This window comes from Thermotalea metallivorans (assembly GCF_001562415.1).
Lineage (GTDB): Bacteria > Bacillota > Clostridia > Peptostreptococcales > Thermotaleaceae > Thermotalea > Thermotalea metallivorans.
In genome coordinates, this window is sequence record NZ_LOEE01000035.1 from 1 (window position 1) to 23,692 (window position 23,692).

Below are 23,692 nucleotides of genomic sequence, written 5' to 3' on the forward strand. Positions count from 1 at the left end.
ATTCACTACTCTAACTAAAAGGCTTTCTATGTGATATTAATCCTGATGAACCGCCGGATACGGGACCGTATGTCCGGTGGTGTGAGAGGACGGTAGATAAATTAATTATCTACCTCCTACTCGATTGCTAAAAAGATAAGAAATTTGTACTGAAAATTTGCGAGTCAGACAAGAAATGTTTATGGTGTATATTATGGAATGAATGAAAGGACACTAGGAATATAAAGGAACAATGGAGGGGATAGATGGATGCATTTGCCAAAGGATTTTTTGAAGAGAATGCAGGGATTTATGCAGGAAGAGTATGAAGCATTTGTAGAGACCTATAAAGAAAACAAAGTCCAAGGTTTGCGGATCAATACGCTGAAGATATCCGTAGAGGATTTTTTAAATTTCAATCCCTTTCATTTGAAACATATTCCCTGGATAGAAGAAGGTTTTTATTATGGCACTGAAGATAAGCCTGGAAAACACCCATATCATGAGGCAGGCTTATATTATATACAAGAGCCCAGTGCCATGGCAGTGGCCACCATTTTAGATCCTAAACCCAGAGAAAGGATCTTAGATTTGTGTGCAGCTCCAGGGGGAAAATCTACCCATATTGCTGCAAGGCTGAAGCATGAGGGTTTTTTGCTTTCTAATGAAATTCATCCGTCTAGGGCCAAGATTTTATCGCAAAATATTGAAAGAATGGGAATTAAAAATTGCGTTGTAACCAATGAAAGTCCTGAAAGGCTGGCACAACGATTTCAGAATTTTTTCCATAGAATACTGGTAGATGCCCCTTGTTCAGGAGAAGGTATGTTTCGAAAGGATGTAGAAGCTTGCGAGCAATGGAGCATGGAAAAGGTGGCTTCATGCGCTCGGCGCCAACTGGATATTTTAGAGCAGGCTGTCAAAATGCTAATGCCGGAAGGCAGACTGGTATATTCTACATGTACTTTTTCTCCGGAAGAGAATGAAGGTGTAATTGATCAATTTTTGAAAAAATATCATGAATTCAGCATAGAGGCAGTAGAAATTTATCATGGCTTCGGTGGAGGCAAACCGGAATGGATAAAATCTGAAAACGAAGGGTTGAGAAAAACCATAAGGTTGTGGCCTCACCGTATACAGGGAGAAGGACATTATATTGCGGTGCTGAAAAAGAATGATGGAGATGGAGAGTATAAAATAAAAAATAGTAAAAAAGAGATTGACCGAAAGGCCATCAAGGACTATTTTTGCTTTGCAGAAGAATATTTGCACAAAATTCCGGAAGGGGAATACATATTGTTTGGAGAGCAATTATATATTATGCCTAAGGAAATGATTTCTCTAGAGTATTTAAAAATTCTAAGACCAGGATGGCACTTGGGTACCATGAAGAAAAACAGGTTTGAGCCTTCCCATGCCTTTGCTCTGGCTCTCACAGAGAAGGAAGCAAAAAATAATATCTGTTTTTCTGCCGAATCCAAGGAAATTCTATCTTATCTGAAAGGAGATCCCCTATCTGTTGACGGAAAAAAGGGATGGCATTTGATCCATGTGGATGGATATTCCTTGGGGTGGGGGAAATTGGCAAACAATGTTTTAAAAAATCATTACCCCAAAGGATTGAGATGGACCGTGGATTCAGTCTAACGGCAAATTGATGAATTAATTGTGAACAGGCAGCAGAGAGACGTGCTGGATTTTCTTTATGGCAGACTAAAGACAGATGCATTTGCCCAAGGACTTGAGAAAAACAAAAAAATTTCTTTCCGGGGCAGTGTACAGGGACGTTTCCATCATTCTTTGACTGACTTGTTAGACAATAAGGCCCTTTCTTCTATAAGACAAGTATTTTTCGGGAAATTAGAAACAGACGGAAAAAGAAAGAAATTAAAAAAATCAGGAAACGTTATGATGGGGATCTTTATGAATACGCATATGCGGTCAATTTTCCATTTCTAAAGTTGCAAATTTTAGATATATGAAACAAAATGGACCAGCCCATCAAGAATCATGACACGAATGAAAACCAACGCAAGCAACAAAAGTTTTTACTTTGAATTTATAACCAAGGGGAAGAGGAGTGTGGAAAGAAAATGAAGAAGAAAGATATTTTAGAATTGATGATTGAGGAAGTTGCCTTTCCCTCCATAGGAATAGCCTTCCATGAAGGAAAATCAGTCTATATAAAAAATACGATTCCTGGACAAAAAGTAAAGGTTTTTGTCAATAAGGTAAAGGATGCTTACGCAGAAGGAAAGACTTTGGAAATCTTAGAAAGATCTCCTATGGAACAGGATTCTTTTTGTACCCATTTTGGACTATGTGGAGGATGTATTCATCAAACTATCGCTTATTCAAAACAATTGGAAATGAAGGCGGAGCAGGTGAAAAAACTGCTGGATGCCGCAGGAATTCAGGGCTATGAGTTTTTGGGCATTGAGGGCAGTCCTAAGGAATTTGCCTATCGAAATAAAATGGAATATTCCTTTGGCGATGCGGAAAAAGACGGTGATTTGACGCTGGGAATGCATAAAAAGGGAAAGTTTAATTCGGTGGTAACGGTAGAACAATGTAAAATTGTTGATGAAGACTTTAATCAAATTCTTAAAAACACCCTGTCTTATTTTAGGAGAAAAAATGTACCAAGGTATAACAGCAGATTCCATAAAGGATATTTGAGGCACTTGGTCGTTCGCAAGGGAAAAAAGACAGGAGAAATTCTTGTGAATTTGGTGACTTCCACCCAAATGCAGTTTTCTATGGAGGAATGGGTAAATCTTTTGAAAGGACTAAGGTTGGAAGGGAAAATTGTAGGGATTTTGCATACCTTCAATGATAATCTTTCCGATGTGGTAGTTAGTGACAGAACGGAAGTATTATGGGGACAGGATTATTTTATGGAGGAGATTTTAGGCCTTCGATTTAAAATCTCTGCTTTCTCTTTCTTTCAAACCAATTCTCTTGGCGCCGAAAAGCTGTATAATATGGTACTAGATTTTATTGAAGATGCACAAGGCAAAACAATTTTTGATCTTTACAGTGGAACCGGAACCATTGGGCAAATTGTGGCGAAAAAAGCGAAAAAGGTGATAGGCATTGAGATTGTAGAGGAAGCGGTAGAGGCAGCCAATAAAAATGCCAAGATGAATGGTCTGGAGAATTGTACATTTATTGCCGGAGATGTTCTGAAAAAAATCGATGAGCTCAAGGAGAAGCCTGACATTATTATTCTTGATCCGCCCAGAGCTGGAGTTCATCCGAAGGCCTTAAAGAAAATACTAAACTACCGAGCGCCTGAAATCGTCTATGTGTCCTGTAATCCCAAAACATTGGCTGAAAATCTAAAGGATGTCCAACAGGCGGGATACAGGGTAAATAAGGTAAAAGCAATGGATATGTTCCCTCATACCACTCATGTTGAGTGCGTCACATTGATGTCAAGGGTTTAGAAATAAAGAACAGAAAAGCTTGTAAATAAAGGGTTTCCAGACATTTAGTTTTTCCCGAGGCCGATCTGCCGGATGTGGCAATGTCAGGAAACCCTTATTTTGGTTGCTTGAGGGAACATATCAACCGTCCAGAAAATTAATAGTTGAGTTACCAGATTAGATAACCCCCTTTTTTACAGGGGGTTGAGGGTGCAGGATGGATGTATAATTTAATCTTCTCGCTCAGCATCCGTATCAAAAATTCTATCAAGTTCCTCGTTTGATGTAATGCCACGAACTTTATTTCTAACAGCTACTTTTGCCATATCAAGTCTATAGAAATGTTCACGACCGTCTAATCCTTTCTTTTGCCGGATAAGTTGAATTCTTCCAAATTTATCCCAATGTTTCTCTGCGAATTTTGCTAGGCCAACTGCCTTGGGATAATTGTCCTTACGGCTGGGGTCGTGTGGTTCTAGAATATCAAAAATGTAACCTTGTACATCAGCTCTCACTACCACTAAATCAGGAAACATAGAAGTGATAACACCGCCGACCTCATATGGGATTTCAAGTGACCACTTTTTACGATCAAGATTACGTAACCAGCAAACGGCACCGTTTTTTAGTTCTTCTTCAATAACTCCCTTTTCCCATGGGTTTAGTGATGCTTGGAATGTTCCATCCTCAGAACAATAGAGGTGTCGATCAATTTTTATACTGTTATCTGAAACTGAAAAATCGATTGAATCTGGCAATACCCAAGGAATAGCTATTGGTTGAGCGGAAGCATTTATTAATCTTTCATAGATGTTTTTTCGAGCCTCATTTAATCTTGCAATAGAGCGTTTATTATTCTCATATAGACTAATAAATTTCTCTTCTGCAAAGGCGTTTATTCGCTCCATAGCAGCAGTATCACTTGTAAGCACAATGACTTCAATCTTTACTTCAATATGGTCTCGGGTACTGTGGCGAATCCAATACTCCTTATGTAAGCCTTCTCCCAATATCCTTCCAGCTTGTTCAAAATGTCGAGAAATGTCAAATTCGGTAACAGTCATGGTTTGTGTAGCTTCATCAAATGAATAAGCATTTTCTCCATAGTCAAATGTTAGCGTATTAAGAGCAAATCCAGTGATTGAAGCAACTCGACCATCAAAGTCACCACTTTCTTTTATGCGAGCAATTTCTTCGTCCATTTTTGATAAAACTGCATTTTTAACGGCTTTTTGTGCTTCCAAATCAATACCATCCATTGTTAATGCTCTAGAAAGCTGTATTAATAACTTAAGCGGTGCTTGCTTGCGGGATGAATCCAGGCGGTATGTAATGAGCTTATCCATTGAATCAAACACATCAGAATAAGCGAGGTTGCGCCCGAGTGTTATAAGCTCTTTATTTGTACCAGTTTCAGTGGGCATAACCGATTCACTATCATGTAGAGCATTAACAACATTTTTTACTGTATCTTTATCAAAGTATGGAAGAAACAGACTTACATTATTAAGTTCAGCATCGGAGGCAATTCTTCTTGCCAAAGGAGTGCGAATCATACGCCCCAAAAGCTGTGCTATGTAGGTATAGTCCTGCGCGCTACGAAATGACATCATTGTTTCAGCACGAGGACAGTCCCAACCTGTGGAAAGGTTCATTTTGAAGAACACAACCTTCACATTTTCTTCGTCTTCGATTCTAGAAGCTTCAATTTGATGAATTTCAACGTCACGCACTTTGATCGTACCATAATCATTAAAGGTATGTACCACTTCACCGGGCAATAACTTGCGTACCATTGCCTCTTCCAGCAAATCGATACAAATCCCTAAATCGGTACGGGTTATTTCTCGTTCATTACCATCTTCGACTTGGACGACAAGGATAGGGTTTACCATTTTCTCATTTTCACGTTCACAGTAAGCTTTCCAGTGAGCACATTTATTAAGCCAATTTTCGACTGCACCTTTGAACATTGTCATATCGGCACCAAGTTGGATATCTGGGTAATGAATAATGATTCTGTCCTTTAAAAGCCCCGATTCACGTACTTGTTCAGGTGGAACAATAACTTTTTGTACTGTCGAAGTAGTCCCAGCAATTAAGTTATCAAATCTCTGGGGTGTTGCGGTCACGCCGATAACTAAAGGCATAATACAAAGTCCGTCTTCTTCGCTACCTTTGATGAATTTTTGCATGATGGATTGTGCTTTATTTTCTGCTTGAGCAGATGTATAAGTCCCTCTATGTGCTTCATCAATGACCACATAGAACTGTTTGGGAATGCGTTTAGCTGTATTTGTGAGTGTTTCCCAAATTGTATATTGCCTTGTATCGGACTTAGTTGTTAATAACTTGTCAGAACCGAGTTTTTGTGTGTTAATAAAATAAATACGTCCACCCTCCAAATACTCGGCATCAAAGTTTGAATCTACAGTTACTAAGTCCCGTACACGAATTTTGTCTGATTTGCTTTCAATTTTTAATCGCGTTTGCTCGTTAAGTTCCGGCGAATCGGAAAGCCAAACAAACACTGAATTCGGATCGCCGATATTATCTGAACCTCCATATAGGATTTCTTCAAAAAGTGCAGTCATAATTATAGTTTTTCCAGAACCCGTAGGTGCGGAAAACGATATTACCTGAGGGTCTTTTTCGCTCCACATTAAATGAGCTTTATTAATTTTCTCATGCAATTCTGCAAGAGCCGTTTCCTGAAATGGAAATAAAGTAACTCTCATTTATGAATCCCTCCTACTTCCCAACACAAAGTTATCAATGTAATCTCGGTATAGTTGGTATGTATTTTTTATTTTTATGCCATCAGTCATTTCGCGGAAAGCTTCCTCCGAGTTTGTTACAAAATATACCACTTTAATATTATTTACTTCTGAAATCTTTTTTGCAAACTCGGCATATTTTGCTTCATCAACCAGAACTGCAAAGCCGTTTTGAGGAAGAATTAACATATCTGGTTCTTCATCGCTGTTTATTTCTGGCCTCCGGCCGATAGCACCGGATTTTAGCCAAAGCAATGGTAATATTTCGCGGAATTGTTGACCTAGTGATACGCTGTTTTTATCTAAAAAACCTAGTTTAAAATACTCAACATTTGCAGGAAAACCATCGCTCATGGGACGTTTAACTTGCAATGTTACATTCATTGGACCGAGCAAGTTTGATACCTGTGCTTTAATTTCCTTGAAAGTGGCAGCAGATTTTACCACTATATAAAAGTCTGTGATGTGGTCTTGATCTTCTAAAGCTTCCAGCCATTCATTAACAGCATTTACATCAAACAAGATAGTCGCCGAATGTTTATCCGAAACAATAAATTTACTATCTGCTTTGACTAATGATTGTGGTAATTGCGACTTTCCATCCTTACCGCGTAGCAAAGAAACAAGCTGCTTTTTTGCATTAGTTGTTAGTTCCGTAGGATTATCAATAAAGCCAAGCTGATAGAATGAACGCTCTACCTCTTTTGATACTGTTTGGTTTGTGTAATACTCTCCTGATAGGATAGTGCCATCATCACGTTTTCCAAGGATACTATATTTTATCCTAGGCCAAGTAACCGAGCGACATATACCATGTTTTTCCCATTCTGGGTCGCCAGGTTGATATCCTTGTTCGCGTAAAGCTTTTGATTCTGCGTCTGATACTTCGTTATTTGTTACTAAAATACAACGACGGTTACCATTATCCTCTACGTTTAGTAAATTTACCGCATGGAGCGTTGTTCCACTACCAGCAAAAAAGTCGACAATTAAAGCATTTTTCTTTCCTGATACAGCGAATAACAATGCATCATGGACAGCATAGAGTGATTTTGGGTAAGAAAAACCGCCACCAATTATGGTTTTAAGCATATCTGTACCATGGGCTTCTGCATTATATAAAGGATCAGTCCAAACCGTTTTTGGAGGTTCGCTTTCTCTACGTAAAATAATTTCTATTCGATTTCCTCTTTTTTCAATAAACATTCTATCTTTTACTGATTCTACGGTATCACGTCCATATCGCCATTTCTTTTCAATGCCATTCTTATCAATTGGCCAAACATAAATTGTACCATCTGCATTATATTCTACTTGAGCTGTAGGGTGTAACTCTTCATCGAGTAAATCACCAAAACCGATGATGTTATAGTTAGAGTCTAGAATTACTGGATAAAAACATGTTGCACCTTCGTAGCGACCTGAAGTGCTTCCCCAACGTCTTAAATTATATACATCTCCACCAGTATGTTGCTTGCGAAAAATAGTACTTTCTGATGAATATGAAAATATTGCATATTCATGAGTCACAGAAAATTTTTTGCCCTGAGTTCCGCCGGGATTATGCTGAATGGTTATGCAGGTATGAGTTAGGTTTGGAAAAATTTCGTGAAGGAGAATCCATAGATGAGCATATTCATTGTCATCTATTGTAGTAATCAAAACACCATCATCAGCAAGTATTCTTTTTGCTATCTTTAAACGTTTCTGCATCATGGATAGCCATTTACTATGACGCCAATTATCAGTGGAATCAACATAATCATTATTATATTTCCAATCCCGAGCACCGGTATTGTATGGTGGATCTATATAAATGCAGTCTACTTTCTTTGGATATAAATATTCTAATAACTGGAGAGCGTGGTAATTATCTGCTTCAATAATAGTGTGCCATAAATTACTGTCGGGTGCATTCTCTACAGCAGCAATTGGCTGAAGCATGGGGAAAATAGGTTCTCCAAATTGAGCAACTGAAACCAACTCCGAAACTGGGATATTTCTAGTATCACCTGTTGTTTTGTTGCGGCAAAGGGCAATATCCTCTTCTATTTTTAACACCGTATACAAATCGTTAATATGACCTGTTTTGAGTGCAACCGTCGAGCCACGTTTTACAGGAACATCATAAAGAGGAGTACATTCAGGAATGTGCTCTTCAAATACAAGACCAAATTTTTTATTTTTTGATAAGCGGGCAAATTCCTGTTCTAATCGATCACGCAAAGAAGTGTCAGGAATTTGACGCAGTAAATCATTGATTGCAGCCATATTTTTCAGCCTCCTAATATTTAATCATTCGATTCGTATTTACTCCACGAACGACCAAATAGTTCATTACCATCTGATAATCGCAAGATTGCTGTTTCTTCTAAAATCTTGTGCGCTTTCTCAGTTGTAGAATCAGCTTTATCAAACGCAATGAAAACCTGGCGATTACTGGATTGATAACGTTCCAATATATGTTCTAAGTGTATATCCTCAATACGTTTAAGGATATTGGAGTCGTGGATAAGTGCAGGGATTGGACGTAGTTCAAGTATAGTTAAATCGTATATAACTAGGCTCTTGAAAGCGGTTCCCTCACTTGTGTTTCCGGGTGTTTCAAATATAATTTCCTTTTGAGGAGTTATCTGCAAAAGTGGGGCGATTTCCTGCTGTTCAGTTACTACGTCGTTAATCATTTTCATTCGTAAGTTAATGTTATCTTGTATTTCATGTATTATTTCGGTTTGTTGCAGCAGCAAATCTTTTAATTTCCTCTCCGCTTCAATGCGAGCTTCTTGAAGCTCTTTCTGACGAATTAAATCCGCCGTTTCTTCTTCAAGTCTATCAATTGTTTTAGACACATTAACACACTGTGATAGTATTCTCTCTGACATTTCCTTAGCTAAGCCAGTTTCTTTAATTTTTCTATTAAGGCGATTTATTTCTTTATCATATTGATCAATTATTTGCTGCAAACGCTCAATTTCCTGATTCATCTCTTCGCCTAAAATTTCTCTAATTTTCTCATGAAAATATTCAATCTTTTCAAATGCTGATATATTAGCATTTGGGAAAAAGTGTAACAATGAATCAAATTCACTTGCGATTTCGGCCTTGCTATCAGCTATATTGCTCGTAATAGCATTAAGCTGCGATTGCAAGCGATTACGTTTGCGAATAAAACTATTCAATTCTTTTTGAATTGCAGTTATTTGTTCGAATGTATGTGTATCAAACCCAAAAACTGCTAATTGCGCTTCTTCGTTGTTTTTCATTAATTTTTGAAGCCTTTTCTTTAAAGACTCGATCATTTTTTGATTGGTTTCGATTTTTTCTATATCCACTCTCTGATGTTGGCGGTATTTGAGCTGCGAAAATTTAATCCCAAGTTCTTCTTCCATGCTCTTAATCGCAGATAGAATTTCATAATGCCCAAAAAGTTTTAATAAAAAATCGACTGCCTTTTCATCTTGTTCACGAGGTTTTACAAGTAATGGATACTTTTCAAGCGTATTTTCGCGCCCATAAATGCGGAAAAAACGCTCAGTTATATCTGAAAATGTAAGAGAGGGGATACCAACTTTATATTCTTGAAATAGAAAGCTACGAAATTCATCAAGTGTCAATTTTGTAATAAAATGTCCGTCCTTATCACTTCGATATACATTTTTAGTATCTTCAGTACTTCTATAAAAATAGTACGGTTGTCCTTCAAACTCGTAAGTGAAATGGATGGTATGTGGGCCTATTTCCTTTTTTATATCATCCGACATGGAGTAGTATCTGTCACCGCCGAATGCATAATCTATAACCCACAGAAATGTTGATTTTCCTATTGCATTAGTACCGCTGGAACTGCCCAAAACCGTGTTTAATCCTTCATTAAGTTTTATCACTTGATGATTTGGAGCAAATTTATCGCATCGTATCTCTTTTAACATAGCGCAGTACCCTCTTTTCCTCAATTAGTTTAATTCTGCCTAATGCAAACAAGCAGTCTAAAGCACTTAGAAAATCAGCCATGTTTTTTTGGCGTGGCATGGTTCGTTCAAATAATTCTTTTGGGGACATATCTTGCTGTGACAATGCTTCTAAAATACCTGGAAAAAGCGCAATAATACTGTTTGAATATGATGTTACTTTATTTGGTAATCTCATCGAACACCTCACACCTTTGCACGAAGTAGGAGATTATTATCTCACAAGCCTCTCTGTATTTACGACCGGTCTTTTCAAATAATGTCTCAACAAGGAGGTTGTAAATAGCACTTTGTGAAATCTGTGATTCACTAGCATCTTCATACATCCGTTTAATACTTTTAGCAAATCTATCCACATTTAATTTATTTTCTCCGGCTAACCGATCTAATGTATCATTTACTCCTTCATAAAACCGTCTAACATCAAAAAGCACTCTTTCTTTCAGGCGTTTTTCAGTAATTTTATTTTCAACCTTAATAGGTTCCATTTTGAGTTGTGTATCGGCTGTAACATCCATTAGATCAACTTCTCGAAGTACTTGTTCAATTTGCTTTTCTATTTCATGTCTTGATGTAGCATCTCTTGCCTTAACAAGTATTTCTAAGTCATGCTTGTCGGATAATAAAGCCAATTTATCTTCTTCAGATAAATTTCGAATTTCGCGTTCACAGTCAACACATAGAATAATATCGTCAGTTTCTGAAAGGCGAACGATCTTAGCGTAGTTAATATCGTTGCCTTCTTTTTTTATACCAAGAATTCTACCGCACTTTTGGCATCTGCCGCCCGTTTCAGCTAGTAGCACCAAAGCTCGAGCATCGATCGCAACTTCATTAGCGGCTTCCATAGAAAAATTATTGTAAGTTGTAATAAATTTAATGCTTTTCTTTTGAGTTTCAAAGGATTGTATGTACTCATCGGTTATCTCTCTTACACTATTTTCACAATTCCTGTTTTCGACATTAAGTACTGTATAAAGAAATATTCCGGCAAGAAAGTCTTCCAGAACAAATGAATTACAGCTAACAATATCCTTCTTTGTCATGTTATTTACTTTCTCAACAATTGTTTCAGGTTCGATTGTGTCATCAGAAGCAATGATGTCCTTCAATGCAAGAACTATTAGGCTATTTTTATTACTATCCAACATGGGGAGGACTTTCTCCTTAAAGAAAACCGAAATATCACGAGCATCTACATCCGGAGCAGCATCGGTTACAACAGGTGAAAGATTTTTTTTACCTAATATCAAATCTGAAACGGTGCCATCATCGCTGCGAATATCATAAGTAGGCGCAATAGAAAGCAGCATGGTACCGCACAATTGCTTTTGTGTTACTCTTTTTGCCATGCAAATCTTTAAAATTGTTGCAAAAGTGCCAAAACATAGCTTCTTCATGTATTGCGCCCTCCTGTTATTTTGTTTTATTGGTTGGAATATCGTCGTCAACATAGTCGACAATATCGCCTATGTTGACATCAAGAGCTTTACAGATTCTTCCTAACACATCCATGCTTACCGGCAAATCTTTACTCAACTTCGCTATTGTTGTCGATGTTAAATTCGTCATCGCCATCAGATCTTTTTTCATCATCTTTTTATCAATTAATAGTTTCCAAAGTTTATTATAACTAAATGCCATTTTAATCGCCTCCAAGCACTATTGGATGGTATTCCCAACAGGTTATTTATTATTATAGCAATTAACTATACAAATTACAATTAGTTATTTATATATACAAACTTCGGCTTTACAAACGCTTATGTTAGTTTTGTTCCAAAAATAAATGGAGATTTGCGGAGTTTCAGCGGAGTAACAGCGGAGTCATAGCCGAGGACTTCAGGTGCTCGAATTAATAAAATTTAGATAGACGGCGGAACAAAGCTGTAATTTAAGAAAAAGGAGGGTAACTCATGAAAGATATTCGCGATTTCAATGGTCGCTTAGTCTGTAAAGCTGACGCAGCCACAGGTCTTGTAGAAGTTGCATATAAACGATGTAAAACCAGCACACAGATACCTATCGGAGGAACATTGAAGATTGAACGTGATGGGGTTGTCACAATAATCAAACGAATAAATGATGCTGCTTTTCATGTAGAAAGCTATGTCTGCGCAGCATAAGACGTTAATCAACTAAATAGAAAATCCGCGGAGCTGCATGACGGCCAGGATTAATTCTCATACCAGAGAATTATCCCGGCCGTCATTTTTTGTTCTATGGATTTTCGGCTCCTGCGGATTTCAAAAATCTGAAATTCAAGGAGCTGAGAAAAATGAAAATCAAATATCACTTCAACACTGAAACCATTGAAATTGAAGTATCTGAAGAGTGGGGAGAAATTCTGGTCGAACTTGACCGTCAGGAATACAACATTAACCATAAAGAGACTCGCCGACATACATCACTTGATGCAATGAAATATGAGGGAGAGATTTTCGCAAGCAATACCAACATTGCCGCAGAGTACATAAGAACTCAAGAAAATGAGACATTGCTAAAAGCCATCGATAGTCTTCTCCCACAGCAAAAAGAACTGGTACGAAGGGTGTACTTCAATAATGAATCCCTTGCTTCAATAGCACGAGAAGAAGGGGTCAGTAAGATGGCTATTACAAACCGCATGAAAAAGATCCATGAAAAACTAAAAAAAATTTTGAGTTAGGGGGTTTACTTTTACTGTTTTCGTGGCCTAACAGTGAGGGCCAAAACATCAGTCCTAAGAAAGATGAGGTGAAAAGAGCATATGAAACACAAACTCAAAATCAATATCTCGGATAATGACAGAGATTTAGGTATTGTGAAATGTCGCAATGTCACTCTACGAGAAAGGTTTTTGCAATATCTGCTGGGGAGAAAACAGAGAGTAACGATTATTGTTCCTGGTAACAGTGTAAAGTCTGTCGATATCCGCGAAGTTTCGGAGGTAGATGATCTTGATGCATTCTAAACGCGAAGAAATTATTCCAATGCCCATAAAGGGCAGACCATACAACCATCAGATTCGTGCTTTCAATTTCATCTGCAGTCTATTTGGGCTTTTGAAGGGTGGTGGTGTTTCTGCCATTTCCGGATGGGGTGCAGCGCTCCTGATGGAAATGGGCTGAAAAGCACCGGGAAAACTCTTGTCTCAATCGCCATTATAGGAGCATTGCTTGCTGCAGGAAGAATAAAACGTGTGCTGATTGTTGCGCCACTTTCCATTCTGGGAGTGTGGGAAGACGAGTTTAAACGGTTCGCAGATTTCCCATATCAGCTTATAGTCCTTAATGGCACGATTCAAAAGAAAATCCAACAACTAAGATTTTTAACTGGCGAAGGTGTCCATGTAGTGGTAGTCAACTATGAATCAGCATGGAGAATGGAAAAGGAACTGGCTAATTGGCATCCTGACCTTATCATTGCTGATGAAGGACATAAAATTAAAACTCATAACACTTCAGTTTCAAAGGCAATGCACCGGTTGGGCTTGCTTGCCCGGTATCGGCTCTTGCTAACAGGAACGGTTATAACCAACAAAGCCATAGATGTATTCAGCCAATATAAGTTTCTCGATCCACGCATCTTTGGCAACAGCTTCTATGCCTTCAGAAACCGTTATTTCAACATGGTCGGCTATGGCAACCATACACCAGTGCTGAAAAAATCAATGGAACAGGATTTAATGAAAAGGATCCACAGCATCGCCTTCCGGGCGACCAAAGCGGAGTGCCTGGATTTGCCGGAAACCACCGATATTATTCGCCACATTGAGCTTGAGCCTGTCACTTTAAAGAAATATAAAGAGCTTGTCAAACAAAGCTATACTGAGCTGTCAGCAGGAGAAGTAACAGCTACAAACATACTGATACGCTTGCTTCGTCTTTCGCAATTAACCGGCGGCTTCATCGGAAGCGATGACGGTGGGAAAATCGAGCAAGTCAGCGATGCCAAGTTGAAAGCTCTTGAAGATATCCTTGAAAGCAGTATTCAAGAAGGACATAAGCTGGTTGTTATAGCAAGGTTTATCCCTGAAATTCATGCCATATGCAGGTTGCTGGAGAAGAAGAACATCGGTTATGCGTGTATTTATGGTGCAACTAAGGATCGCCAAGGGCAAGTAAACCGGTTTCAATGTGATCCCGACTGCATGGTGTTCGTAGGCCAGATTGCAACTGCTGGCCTCGGTATTACACTAACCGCTGCAAGCACAATGGTATTTTACTCACTTGATTATTCCATGTCGAATTTCGAACAGACAAAAGCCCGTATCCATAGAGTTGGACAAAAGAACGGTTGCACATATATCTACCTTATCGCCAAGGGTACTGTAGACTCAAAAATCCTGACTGCTCTGCGCAATAAGGCAGATCTTGCAAAAATGCTGATAGACGACTACCGCAAAGGAGCAAATCCTTTTGCCCCAGAGGGAGGTGAAAGCTGTGAGCAATAATGCGATGTTTGAACTTGCTGATCGTCTTAAGGAGCTTCGCGATGCAAAAAAGGCCGCGGAAGAGGAAATGAAAAGCATAAATGCGGAGATTGACGATGTCGAATACCGTCTGTCTGAGCTGATGATCAGCAGTGAGACGCAAAACTTCACAAGAGCAGGAACAATGTTCTGCCTTACAACGACAACAAGAGCCAGTGCTGCCGCAGGCATGAAGGAGGAACTGTTTGACGCACTACGCAGTAAAGGCTTTGGAGAACTCATCTATGAAACAGTAAATGCAAATTCCCTGTCAGCATTTGTTAAAGAACAGATTGCGGAGAATGGGGACGAGCTTCCGGACTGGCTGAAAGGCCTTGTGAATGTCTTCGAAAAGACAACAGTAACTGTGCGGAAAGCAGCAAGGTAAATAGCTTCAGAAAGCAATGCTCCAATATCAATGTTCAAGGAATAACTGTTCGAAGAACAATGCTTCAAAGAACAATGATATAGATTACATTCCAAATTCATAATTACGGAGGTATAAAAGCATGAAAAACAATGAACTCGTAACTATTAACGAAAATACAGGTTTTCTTCAGCTCGCTAATTTCAATCTTGACGAGGCAATGGCATCAGAACTTGACGGTCTTGACATGACTTTTGAACGCATAAAAATCCCGTCCGCAGGCAGCACAGTATTTGAAGTGCCCGGGGAAAATCCCGGAGAACCTGATACTGTCAAGGAATTCTCAGCGGTAATTCTTTATCATCATCCACTTTATGCATACTACAAGGACAAGTATACCGGAGGCAGTAACCCACCGGATTGCGGAAGCTTTGATGGTATAACCGGCGAAGGAGACCCCGGAGGAAGCTGTGCCAAATGCCCATATAATCAGTTCGGTTCGGGGGAAAACGGCAGCAAAGCTTGCAAGAACCGCCGCAGGATATATGTACTGCGTGAAGGGGAGATTTTCCCGTTGATACTCTCATTGCCAACAGGATCGTTGAAAGAGTTTTCCCGCTACATCAAAAGGCTGCTTTCTAAAGGTAAAAAATCGAACAGCGTAGTTACCCGCTTTTCATTGAAAAAGGCGACCAATTCAAGCGGTATCACCTATTCACAGGCTCAGTTTGCTGTAGATCGGAATCTGACCGCTGACGAATATGCGTTGATATCCAAGCTTTCCGAGCAGGTCAAAGCATTCAGTACCCGAGTCGGCCATGACACTGAACCTGCCGGTGAAGAGGTAATAAATGTAGACCCTGAAACAGGTGAAATTACAGAGCCGCTTAAGTGATCAATTGCCCTATCGGAGAGGAACTTTCTATCTCCGATAGGGCGGAAAGGAGAACCGCATGGGATACAAATGTGTTTATACGCTGGCTGAAATACAGGAGTATCTGAAAAACACTGTCCTATTTGCTTTCGACTTTGAAACGTCACCCCGCGATAAATGGAGGAACGATAAAAGTGCAGCTCTGGATGCTCATAAAGCAGATATTACAGGGATCAGTTTTTCAGTATCAGAAGGGACTGCTATATATGTTCCACTTAAACATCGTAGCGGGCGAAATGCAGAGAACCAGGCGGCAATATGGGAATATCTGAAATTACTATTCGAATCCAAAGATGTAATAAAGGTTGCCCATAACCTGGCTTTTGAGTCTATGTTCCTTTATGCAAGAGGTATTGTCCTTCAAAAGCCTTGTTATGACACTATTGCAGCATCACAGCTTACATTGAAGAGCAAGTGGGAGTTCAGAAGCCTTGCTGACAGTGGACTTAAGACGCTTGCACCCGCACTATGCAAAGCGGAAATGACAGAATTCTCAACAGTTACTGACGGTCGATTTTTCGATGAATTGAACCCTCAGGATGAGAAGACTATCTGCTATGCCTGTGCTGACAGTGATTATACTCTTCGCCTATACCATGTTTTCAATCAGTGGTTTGATAGATTTCTACCCAAACACAGAACCATTGTGGAAGAGGTGGAATCGCCTACATCAGTGTATGTCGGGATAATGAAGTATAACGGCATATTGGTGGATAAGTCAGCCATGCTGAAGAAACAAGCGGAAGCTGCGAAAAAGATCGTCAGTATCAGGAATGAGATTGCCGGAATTATCGGCAACGTAGAGATAGGGGCAAATGCTTCAACTTCAGCATTTAAGAAGTATCTTTTTGTGGATCTTGGCCTTCCGGTTATGAAAACAACCGCAAAACATCAGGAAGCTGCCGATGATGAAACCATGATTCTGTTAAAAGAATGGTGTGCAACTAACAGGCCCGAGCTAGTTCGCTTATTTGAGCTGGTACAGGAGTACCGCAAATGGGGAAAACTCAAATCCACCTATATAGACGGTTATCTTCGATTTATTGATGAGGATATCGGCAGGATTCATCCAGATCTTATGCCGCTGGGGACAGAGACAGGGCGGTTTGCTTCAAGAAACCCGAATATGCAGAATTGTCCGCAGAAAGACAATGACCCAATAGGTGTACGAAAATTTATCATTGCGCCAGCCGGAAAGGTTCTTTTATCCCTTGACTTTTCACAGATAGAACTGCGCGTCGGAGCGTTTTATTGCAGGGACAAACGTATGCTGGAAACCTATCGTACAGGCGGTGACATCCATGCGCAGACCACTTCTGTTATTTACCGCATTCCTTTTGAGGAGGCAGCAGACAAAAATGCTCCGCATTATAAAGAGCGAAGAACCATCGCAAAGAACTGCAATTTCGGTGTGTTCTATGGCCTGTTTCCCACTGGCTTACAGAGGACACTAAAATTTAAAGCTGGCATAAACCCAACTTTGGCTGAATGTGAGACCATCATTCAAAACTTGAAATCCGGATACCCCGGTCTTGCCAAATGGCAGGATGAGGTAAAAAAGCGGGCTGCTGTAAGCTGCTATTCAGAAACATGGCTGGGCAGGCGAAGATACTTGCTGGGAATTCGGTCATCAGATTGGGGCAAGAAGTCGTTTGCCGAGCGGTGCGCATTAAATACACCTATTCAAGGTACAGCGGCAGATATTCTAAAGCTTGCCTGTGGGCGCATCATCAGTGGACTTCCCGAAAGGCTTTGGCTGAAACCTATGCTGCAGATACATGACGAGCTGGTTTTTGAATTACCGGAAGACAAGGTGGACGAAGCAGTTGTTTTTATAAAAGAGTGTATGGAAACACAACCCTTCCCTGCATTTGATGTACCTATTGTGGCAGAGGCTTCGGTAGGAAGAAATTTTGGAGAAATGAAAGAAATGGAGGATTGATATTATGACTAATTTACAGGTTTTTAAGAATACAGAATTTGGAGAACTTAAAGTACTCGTTATTGATGGAAAGGAATACTTTCCTGCAACGGATTGTGCAAGGATGCTGGGATACAGTAACCCACACAAGGCAGTAATAGATCATTGTAAGTACCTAACAAAACGTGAGGTACCTCATCCGCAAAATCCTGAAAAAACCATCAACATAAATTATATTCCCGAAGGTGATTTGTTCCGGTTGATAGTTAAATCCCAACTTCCTGCAGCTGAACGCTTTGAGAAATGGGTCTTTGATGAAGTGCTGCCCACGATCAGAAAATATGGAGTTTATGCTACAGATAAAGTTATCGAAGAGATGATTTCTAATCCGGAGTATGGCATCAGGATTTTCTCTGAACTAAAGGCAGAACGCGACAGGCGGAAAGCTTTAGAAATAGAAAATGCAAAGAATAAACAGATTATCAGTGAGTTGAAGCCCAAAGCGAGCTATTATGATCTCATATTGCAAAATAAAAGCCTTGTGCCGATCAGCAAGATTGCCAAGGATTACGGAATGTCTGGCCGCGCTTTCAATAAGCTGCTTCATGAGCTTGGAGTACAGTACAAAATGGGAAACTGCTGGCTTTTATATCAGGAGTACGCCGATCAAGGATACACGCAGTCCAAGACTCATGCTATTGATGCAGAAAGAAGCGTAATGCACACATATTGGACACAAAAAGGAAGGCTATTTATCTATGACCTTCTTAAAAACAAGAAAGGTATATTGCCTGTAATCGAACGTGAACAAAAAAGCGCATAGGCAGGGGGTAATACCATGAGTATCAGCAAGTTTAACGCAGAAGGATATTACGACCCCACACCTTATGAAGCACTGCTTAGGATTGAGCGAGAGGCCAGGAAAGCGCCTTACAGACCGATGGTATTTATCTGCAGCCCATATGCTGGTGATATAGAACGTAATATCCGTAAGGCTCAGGGGTACTGCCGCTTTGCAGTGAGCAGGAATTGCATACCTATTGCTCCGCACCTCTTGTTTCCGCAGTTTATGGACGACGATGATGAACAAATGCGAAATCTGGGCTTGTACTTTGGCATGGTATTGATGTCAAAGTGCTCAGAAGTGTGGGTATTTGGCAGAAAAATTACTAAAGGGATGTCCATTGAGATTGAAAAGGCAAAGCAGCGCAGCATTCCGATCCGGTATTTTAATGAACGATGCGAGGAGGTGCAGTGTAAGTGAGCATCTCATTCCCTAAAGAATTAGCAAACCGGAAGCAATGGATCTGCTGGCGTCTGGAACCAAACACAAAGGACGGAAGAGACAGTAAAATCCCTTACAATCCCTTAACCGGTAGAAAAGCCTCAAGCACTAACCCAAACGACTGGTCGACCCTTGACGATGCGATTGCGGCAAAAGAACAATATCTCTATACCGGATTAGGTTTTGTATTCGCAAAAAGCGGAGGTTTAGTAGGGATAGACATAGATCACTGCCGCGACAAAAACACTGGGGAATTAAGCGATACCGCCAAGGATATCCTTGAGCGGTTTCCGTCCTATACGGAAATCAGCCCTTCAGGAACTGGGCTTCATATTTTCTATAAAGGGGAGATGCCCGCCAAGGGCAATAAAAACACTAAAACCGGCGTTGAAATGTATGCCCACAGCAGATACTTCACAATGACTGGCGAACGACTGCCAGGGACTCCTGATTACATTGCTGAAGATAACGGGGCACTGGCCTGGATACATGAGAATTATATCAAAAGTAAAAAACGGAGAGGAAAAAGCAAGAAAGACAGTAAGGTGGTTAAGCTAGAGCCGCTTACAGATGAAGAAATTCTGGAGAAAGCCCGTACAGCCGAAAACCATAAGGAATTTGATCTGCTATGGGAAGGAAAATGGCAGGAAGCAGGGTATCCGAGCCAGTCCGAAGCCGACATTGCTCTTTGCTGTATGCTGGCTTTTTGGTCAGGCAAAAACAAAGAGCAGATGGACAGGCTGTTTAGAAATTCCGGGTTATTCCGGGAAAAGTGGGATACGGTACATCATGCAAGTGGAGCAACATATGGGCAGGAGACACTGGATAAGGCCATTGAAGTTACAGAGAACGTATACAGCCGCGAAAGCGAGTCAGTTATCTTTGAACATGAGGGCAGGTATTACCGCACCAGAGGCGAAAGTGTGTATCCTATAACAAATTTTATCATTCAACCGGTGGAGATGATTGTATCGGAAGATGAAACGCAGATGACTGCTGACCTTATTACAATCCGTGATGAAATATACCGCCAGACATTTATGACTACCGACTTCAATAACATCCAAAAATTTAAAAATATCTTGAACCGCCGGACAATATCCTTAGGCTATTTTGGCTCAGAAGGAGATTTGGAACTGCTGAAAGGTTATATATCTGAAATGGAGTGGGTAAGGAAAACAGGGGTCAAGGCTCTTGGGATTTATGAGCATGGCGGGCGGATGGTATATGTTTCAACGGATGGTGCCATTGAAGCAGGAGGCAACATTGTTGAAGATATCGTGCAGCTTGATAAGTATAAAAGCATAACAACCGATATCCTAACCTTTGAGCCATTGACAAAGAAACAGCTTATTATGCTTGGTGAATGGCTCCTCAGCTATAACGAGCCCATAAAAACGGTATCAGTAATGGCCTGGGTGGCCGGATGCTTCATTAAACCGCATCTTAAAAAATCAGGCATCAAGTTTCCTCATTTATTGCTTGTCGGAGAACAAGGCAGCGGAAAAAGTAATACATTGGAGCGGGTTATTCTGCCGGTATTTTCGTGCAGCAAAATCCGCGCGGCTACGCAGGTTACTGCATTTACACTGATGAAGGAATCTGCATCATCGAATCTGATACCGCAGTTGATGGATGAGTTCAAGCCTTCAAAGATAGATAAGTTAAGGCTAAATGCCTTATACAACCATCTTCGAGATGCATATGACGGCCATGAAGGTGTCCGCGGTAGGGCGGATCAAAGTGCTGTTACTTATGAACTGTTGGCACCTATTATTGTAGCTGGTGAGGAATCGCCGGATGAAGCGGCCATCAGAGAACGGAGCATAGAATTGCTATTCAGCAAGAAGGACTTAAAACCAGCCAGCCATAGACAAGCATTTTATAAGCTGTGTGCAAAAGCGGATCTGCTTGGCAGCTTCGGTCGGAGCCTGCTGGATATAGCACTCAGAGTATCGGTTGCTGAGGCAGAGAAGTGGTATGAGGAAGCAAAGTCAGAGATATCTGATGAGTTTCCATCTCGTATCGTCAATAATCTCGCCTGTTGCTATGCCGGATTGAGCCTAGTAAACAAACTGTGTGAATTCCTTAATGTAACGTGGGCTGAAGTATTTCCCATTAACAAAGGGGCATGTATTCGATATCTTCAAAACGGTGTGCAGGAGTACTTGCTGGATGGCGGCAGCAATAACAAGACCATTGTAGAACAGACCCTGGAAATCATGGCCCGGATGAAACTGGCTCCGAATCAAGACTACACTTTTGATAAAGATGGCAAGGTTATCGGGATTCGTTTCTGTGATGTATATGACCGCTATACCAAGTACAGACGCGATTATGCAATCACTGGTGAATGTCTTCCATATAACCAGTTTTTGAAGCAATTGAGGCAAAGTGACTTTTTTATAGAGAGCAATAAAACGATGCGTTTCGGGAATGAAACAAAAAAAGCGTGGGCTCTTGATTTCTCAATACTGAAAGAGCGATGCGATGTGAGCGGTTTTGAAATCACAGATATTGAGCCTCTTTAGTATTGAAAAAGGTAACAAGGTAACAAAAAGGTAACGCCAGAAACGCTGATGAATAGCCACTTGTTACCGATGTTACCTTTGTTACCTCAACTTTATATATACGCGCGAAAGTACCATTGCTTTTTTAAGACTAAAAAATATAAAAATAAAAATATTTGTGTATACACCTACCCCAAAAAGAGGTAACAAGGTAACAAAATCCTGAAAAGCGCTTGGGAAGCTGATTTATGAGATGCCTTTTTTGGACGTTACGAGGTTATAAGAGGGAAAAAGGTAACATTTTTGGAGGATGAGCGGTTATGTCTGAAAAAAGTATTGTGACTAAAGTACTGCGGTACTTAAAGACAGTACCGGGGTGTTTCTGTTGGAAGGAACATGGTGGTATGTACGGGACAGCGGGGATACCAGACATTATTGCCTGTGTAAATGGACGGTTTATAGCTTTTGAAGTAAAAACCCCATCGGGAAAGACAACAAAACTGCAGGAAGCAACTATAAGGAAAATCCTCAATGCAGGAGGAGTGGCAGCGGTTGTCCATTCGGTAGATGAGGTGAAGGTTATTTTTGAAAAGCATGGCCTTTCATAAAGAACGAAGACATAACGAACAAGGAAACAAAGCACTGCAAAGCAACGCAAAAAAGCACACTGCTTCAAAGATCAAGGTTTTTATCTTGATTTTTTGGAGGTGCGATATGCTGATTGCATGGCAGTATTTAGATAAAAAAGCGGCTGCTGTTGAAGCTTTGAAAGATTACAGCAGCATGCAGTACATTATCGAACACAGTGATGAGGATATATATGAAATTGAAAACCGTATGACAAGCCCTCACAGTGCAAAGATTACCGGAGTTCCGGGCAAACACAATCCCAAAAGCGGCGAAGAACGCCTTGCTGCTTGCCTTGACGAGATTGATGTGTTGAAAGAACGTTACAGACGGGCATTAGAATATATGGAGTGGTTCAAGCCTGCTTGGGAAGCCCTGTCGGAGGAAGAACAGTTTATACTGACAGAATTTTTTGTTAATGATGTGAGCAAGACAGAAGCTGTAGCAAACATCGGAGAGAAGCTGTTTCTTGAAAGAGCACAGGTGTACCGTAGGAAAGACAAGGCACTTAATCATCTGGCACTGCTTTTATACGGGAAGTAGTAATGAGATTTCTATGAGATGTAAAACACAGGTATCCAATATATAATGATATCGTGAAAAAATGACATTAAAACGCATAAGCCCTTCGGGGCTTTTTCTTATGACATAAAACAGGAGTGAGGAAAGATGTACGATAATTGTTTTGGCAGTAACGGACGGAATGGCTGCAATATCCTGACTGTACACAAGTGCTTGTAAGATAAATGTTCCTTCTATAAAAGCACCCAAGAGTTAGAGGAAGATAGAAAAAAGGCTTATCTTTTGCTTGCAGCTTTACCACCCGATATGCAGCGGTATATCTCCGATAAGTATTATAACGGTAAGATGCCATGGTCAAATAGCAAATGTGTTGTTCAATATTCCAGATGAGATTTTTATGAGATGAAATTCATTATAAATCCAAATATAATGGTATTGTGAAAAATTATGGATAAGCCTTCATGGGATGAACCTGTGAGGGCTTTTTTTATACCCGTAAAGGAGGTGGCCAGATGCCAAGAAAACCAAAAAGGCCTTGCTCCTTTCCCGGCTGTCCTGAACTGACGGACGGAAGGTACTGTGACATGCATCAAAGGCAAGTGGATGCTTATTACAACAAATACGAACGAGATCCCCAAACAAGAAAACGCTATGACCGGAGATGGAAACGCATCAGGGACAGATATATCTCAGAGCATCCGCTTTGCGAGGAGTGCCAAAAATACGGAAGGCTTACACCAGCCGAAGAGGTACATCATATTATCCCTTTATCCAAAGGCGGAACCAATGCAGACAGCAACCTTATGAGTCTGTGCAAACAATGTCACTCATCGATCACTGCCCGCGAAGGGGAGCGATGGGCAAGACGGTAGGGGGGTCAAAATCTCTGGCGGAGTAGTTTTGTGCAACGGGCGGGGGGTC

Annotated in this window: 22 protein-coding genes; 16 read left to right on the forward strand and 6 right to left on the reverse strand. The window is 40.4% G+C overall.

Features of this window, described 5'->3' with window-relative positions; all coding sequences use genetic code 11:
• Window positions 1-249: 249 nt before the first annotated feature.
• From AN619_RS08695 to rlmD, 3 genes are all read left to right on the forward strand, one after another.
• Window positions 250-1,626, forward strand: a complete 1,377-nt coding sequence (locus tag AN619_RS08695; protein ID WP_068556345.1) for an RsmF rRNA methyltransferase first C-terminal domain-containing protein — start codon at window positions 250-252, stop codon at window positions 1,624-1,626.
• A 21-nt stretch (window positions 1,627-1,647) separates the two neighbouring features.
• Window positions 1,648-1,938, forward strand: a complete 291-nt coding sequence (locus AN619_RS08700) for a hypothetical protein (protein ID WP_068556346.1) — start codon at window positions 1,648-1,650, stop codon at window positions 1,936-1,938.
• A 134-nt stretch (window positions 1,939-2,072) separates the two neighbouring features.
• Window positions 2,073-3,428, forward strand: coding sequence for a 23S rRNA (uracil(1939)-C(5))-methyltransferase RlmD (rlmD, locus tag AN619_RS08705; RefSeq protein WP_068556347.1), 1,356 nt, complete (start codon window positions 2,073-2,075; stop codon window positions 3,426-3,428).
• A gap of 209 nt (window positions 3,429-3,637) precedes the next feature.
• Here the strand turns inward: rlmD and AN619_RS08710 are convergent, their stop codons facing one another.
• Genes AN619_RS08710 through AN619_RS08735 form a run of 6 tightly spaced genes read right to left on the reverse strand, consistent with a single transcriptional unit; the run spans window position 3,638 to window position 11,796 of the window.
• The gene (locus AN619_RS08710) at window positions 3,638-6,145 is read right to left on the reverse strand and encodes a DEAD/DEAH box helicase (protein ID WP_004103232.1); all 2,508 of its coding nucleotides are present in this window, start codon (window positions 6,143-6,145) and stop codon (window positions 3,638-3,640) included.
• On the reverse strand, window positions 6,146-8,455 hold the full coding sequence (locus tag AN619_RS08715; protein ID WP_068556348.1) for a site-specific DNA-methyltransferase: 2,310 nt from the start codon (window positions 8,453-8,455) through the stop codon (window positions 6,146-6,148).
• 20 nt (window positions 8,456-8,475) lie between these two features.
• Window positions 8,476-10,113, reverse strand: a complete 1,638-nt coding sequence (locus tag AN619_RS08720) for a DUF2326 domain-containing protein (protein ID WP_068556349.1) — start codon at window positions 10,111-10,113, stop codon at window positions 8,476-8,478.
• Window positions 10,088-10,330 carry an ABC-three component system middle component 7 gene (locus AN619_RS08725; protein ID WP_014451309.1) on the reverse strand — a complete coding sequence of 81 codons (243 nt, stop codon included), beginning with the start codon at window positions 10,328-10,330 and terminating at the stop codon, window positions 10,088-10,090. The genes AN619_RS08720 and AN619_RS08725 overlap by 26 nt, the downstream gene beginning before the upstream one ends.
• Window positions 10,314-11,552, reverse strand: coding sequence for an ABC-three component system protein (locus tag AN619_RS08730; protein WP_068556350.1), 1,239 nt, complete (start codon window positions 11,550-11,552; stop codon window positions 10,314-10,316). The genes AN619_RS08725 and AN619_RS08730 overlap by 17 nt, the downstream gene beginning before the upstream one ends.
• Before the next feature lie 16 nt (window positions 11,553-11,568).
• Entirely contained in the window at window positions 11,569-11,796 is a 228-nt protein-coding gene (locus AN619_RS08735) for a helix-turn-helix domain-containing protein (RefSeq protein ID WP_028306832.1), read from the reverse strand.
• Between the two features lie 272 nt (window positions 11,797-12,068).
• Between AN619_RS08735 and AN619_RS08740 the strand changes: the two genes are divergently transcribed.
• From AN619_RS08740 to AN619_RS08800, 13 genes are all read left to right on the forward strand, one after another.
• On the forward strand, window positions 12,069-12,278 hold the full coding sequence (locus AN619_RS08740; RefSeq protein ID WP_038002252.1) for a hypothetical protein: 210 nt from the start codon (window positions 12,069-12,071) through the stop codon (window positions 12,276-12,278).
• A gap of 152 nt (window positions 12,279-12,430) precedes the next feature.
• Window positions 12,431-12,820, forward strand: coding sequence for an RNA polymerase sigma factor (locus tag AN619_RS08745; RefSeq protein ID WP_028992620.1), 390 nt, complete (start codon window positions 12,431-12,433; stop codon window positions 12,818-12,820).
• 271 nt (window positions 12,821-13,091) lie between these two features.
• On the forward strand, window positions 13,092-13,262 hold the full coding sequence (locus AN619_RS15945; RefSeq protein ID WP_157064966.1) for a hypothetical protein: 171 nt from the start codon (window positions 13,092-13,094) through the stop codon (window positions 13,260-13,262).
• Window positions 13,229-14,587, forward strand: a complete 1,359-nt coding sequence (locus tag AN619_RS08755) for a DEAD/DEAH box helicase (RefSeq protein ID WP_154653795.1) — start codon at window positions 13,229-13,231, stop codon at window positions 14,585-14,587. The genes AN619_RS15945 and AN619_RS08755 overlap by 34 nt, the downstream gene beginning before the upstream one ends.
• Window positions 14,577-14,993 (forward strand): gp33 family protein, encoded by a 417-nt coding sequence (locus tag AN619_RS08760; RefSeq protein WP_330382060.1) that lies wholly within the window; start codon window positions 14,577-14,579, stop codon window positions 14,991-14,993. Before AN619_RS08755 ends, AN619_RS08760 begins: the two co-directional genes overlap by 11 nt.
• A gap of 121 nt (window positions 14,994-15,114) precedes the next feature.
• Window positions 15,115-15,867: a hypothetical protein gene (locus tag AN619_RS08765; RefSeq protein ID WP_068556352.1), complete on the forward strand. Its 753-nt coding sequence runs from the start codon at window positions 15,115-15,117 to the stop codon at window positions 15,865-15,867.
• 58 nt (window positions 15,868-15,925) lie between these two features.
• A complete protein-coding gene (locus AN619_RS08770; RefSeq protein ID WP_068556353.1) occupies window positions 15,926-17,848 on the forward strand; it encodes a bifunctional 3'-5' exonuclease/DNA polymerase in 1,923 nt (640 codons plus the stop codon).
• Window positions 17,849-17,852: 4 nt separating this feature from the next.
• Entirely contained in the window at window positions 17,853-18,650 is a 798-nt protein-coding gene (locus AN619_RS08775; RefSeq protein WP_011838168.1) for a phage antirepressor, read from the forward strand.
• Window positions 18,651-18,665: 15 nt separating this feature from the next.
• Window positions 18,666-19,091, forward strand: a complete 426-nt coding sequence (locus AN619_RS08780; RefSeq protein ID WP_011838167.1) for a DUF7768 domain-containing protein — start codon at window positions 18,666-18,668, stop codon at window positions 19,089-19,091.
• Complete coding sequence (locus AN619_RS08785) at window positions 19,088-21,643, forward strand: phage NrS-1 polymerase family protein (protein WP_068556354.1); 2,556 nt, start codon at window positions 19,088-19,090, stop codon at window positions 21,641-21,643. Before AN619_RS08780 ends, AN619_RS08785 begins: the two co-directional genes overlap by 4 nt.
• Before the next feature lie 299 nt (window positions 21,644-21,942).
• The gene (locus AN619_RS08790; protein WP_068556355.1) at window positions 21,943-22,230 is read left to right on the forward strand and encodes a VRR-NUC domain-containing protein; all 288 of its coding nucleotides are present in this window, start codon (window positions 21,943-21,945) and stop codon (window positions 22,228-22,230) included.
• Window positions 22,231-22,336: 106 nt separating this feature from the next.
• Window positions 22,337-22,792 carry a hypothetical protein gene (locus AN619_RS08795; protein ID WP_068556383.1) on the forward strand — a complete coding sequence of 152 codons (456 nt, stop codon included), beginning with the start codon at window positions 22,337-22,339 and terminating at the stop codon, window positions 22,790-22,792.
• A 491-nt stretch (window positions 22,793-23,283) separates the two neighbouring features.
• Entirely contained in the window at window positions 23,284-23,643 is a 360-nt protein-coding gene (locus AN619_RS08800) for an HNH endonuclease (RefSeq protein ID WP_068556356.1), read from the forward strand.
• Window positions 23,644-23,692 lie beyond the last annotated feature (49 nt).